The sequence below is a fragment of the Amycolatopsis rhizosphaerae genome, assembly GCF_007713715.1.
Lineage (GTDB): Bacteria > Actinomycetota > Actinomycetes > Mycobacteriales > Pseudonocardiaceae > Amycolatopsis_E > Amycolatopsis_E rhizosphaerae.
Genome location: NZ_VJWX01000778.1, coordinates 1 through 1978, shown reverse-complemented (window position 1 = coordinate 1978; position 1978 = coordinate 1). Strand labels below are relative to the sequence as shown.

At 69.8% G+C, this 1978-nt stretch carries 3 protein-coding genes; all 3 read left to right on the top strand.

What is annotated here, in order from left to right:
- Positions 1-102: 102 nt before the first annotated feature.
- Complete coding sequence (locus tag FNH05_RS36735) at positions 103-462, top strand: carbohydrate ABC transporter permease (RefSeq protein WP_246128158.1); 360 nt, start codon at positions 103-105, stop codon at positions 460-462.
- A gap of 10 nt (positions 463-472) precedes the next feature.
- On the top strand, positions 473-1372 hold the full coding sequence (locus FNH05_RS36730; RefSeq protein ID WP_144593434.1) for a carbohydrate ABC transporter permease: 900 nt from the start codon (positions 473-475) through the stop codon (positions 1370-1372).
- A 38-nt stretch (positions 1373-1410) separates the two neighbouring features.
- A partial coding sequence (locus FNH05_RS36725; protein WP_144593433.1) for a glycoside hydrolase family 1 protein occupies positions 1411-1978 on the top strand: 568 nt, incomplete at its 3' end.

Below are 1978 nucleotides of genomic sequence, written 5' to 3'. Positions count from 1 at the left end.
CACATCGACTGGCAGGCGGGCACCGCCACCTCCCACACCGCGATCGCGGCGATGGTGGTGTGGCGGTGGACGGGGTAACACGCGCTGATCTTCCTGGCCTCCATGCAGGCGATTCCGTCCAACCTGTACGAAGCGGCCACGCTCGACGGGGCCACCGGACGCCAGCAGTTCTTCCGCATCACCATCACGATGCTGCGGCCGCAGATCATCTTCTCCTCGGTGATCGCGACCACCGGCAACATGCGGCTGCTCGCCGAGCCGCTGCTGTTCAACCCCGGCACCGCCGCGGCCACCGGGGGTTCGGACCGGCAGTTCCAGACGGCCGCGCTGTACCTGTACGAGCAGGGGTTCACCAAGTTCGACTTCGGCTACGCCTCGGCGATCGCGTGGCTGCTCCTGCTGGCGACCCTGCTGATCACCGGGGTGAGCTACCTGGTGACCCGCCGGATCTCCACGGACTGAGGGAGCCGACATGACGGAAACGCTTCAAGCCCGGACCCCGGCCGGAGCGACCCCGGCCGGCGCCGGGGCGGCGCGGCGGCGGGGCGGGCGCCGGGGCCTGCTGGTCAGCCCGTGGACCTACGCGGCGCTGGTGGCGGTGCTCGCCGGTTCGGCCTTCCCGGTCTACTGGTCGTTCGTGGTGTCCTCGCAGACACCGGACGCGGTGGACCGGGTGCCGCCGGTGCTCGTGCCCGGCGGGCATCTGTGGGCCAACATCGCGCGGGTCTTCGACCAGACCGACTTCGCGCTGGCGCTGGCCAACTCGCTGATCGTGGCGGGCACGGTCACGGTGAGCGTGGTGCTGTTCTCCACGCTGGCCGGTTTCGCCTTCGCCAAGCTGAAGTTCCGCGGCCGCTCGGTGCTGATGCTGGTGGTGGTCGCGACCCAGGCGATCCCCACCGAACTCGGTGTCATCCCGCTGTACATGATGATGAGCGACTTCGGCTGGGCGGGCGAGCTGCCTTCGGTCATCGTGCCCGGCCTGGTCACCGCGTTCGGCGTGTTCTTCATGCGCCAGTACCTGCAGCGGGCGGTGCCGGACGAACTGCTGGAGGCCGGCCGGATGGACGGCTGCGGCACGCTGCGGCTGTTCTGGCACGTGGTGCTGCCCGCCGCCCGGCCCGCGGCCGCGGTGCTCGGGCTGTTCACCTTCATGCAGGCCTGGAACGACTTCTTCTGGCCGCTGGTGGTGCTGGTCCCCGAGAACCCGACGGTGCAGACCGCGCTGTCCACCTTGGCCAGTGGCTACAGCACCGACTACACGCTGGTGCTCACCGCCGCCACCATCGGCACGGTGCCGGTGCTCGCCGTGTTCCTGCTGTTCGGCCGCCAGATCGTCGGCGGAATCATGCATGGAGCCGTCAAGGGATGACCGGCTCGACCATTTCCCGTTCCCCAGAAGGGCAGTTCATGAGTGCGCAGCAGGTCCCGCGGTTCCCGGACGGTTTCCGGTTCGGGGTGGCCACTTCGGCCTTCCAGATCGAGGGCGCGGTGGCCGAGGACGGCCGCGGACCGTCCATCTGGGACACCTTCGGCCGCGTCCCGGGTGCGATCGCGGGGGGTGAGACCGGTGATGTGGCCGCGGATCACTACCACCGGTGGGAGACCGACGTGGCCCTTTTGAGCGAGCTCGGGGTGAGCGCATACCGGTTTTCCCTGTCCTGGTCCCGGATCCTGCCGTCCGGCTCGGGCCGGGTGGAGCGGCGCGGCCTCGACTTCTACCGCCGTCTGTGTGAAGCGCTGCTCGCCGAGGGGATCGAGCCCTTCGCCACGCTGTACCACTGGGATCTGCCGCAGGAGCTGGAGGATCGCGGCGGCTGGCGGGTCCGCGACACCGCGCTGCGGTTCGCCGACTACGCCGTCGTGGCACAGGAGGCGCTGGGCGATCTGGTGCGGAACTGGACCACGCTCAACGAGCCCTACTGCTCGTCCATCGTCGGTTACGCCGAGGGACGGCACGCGCCGGGGGCACGGGAGG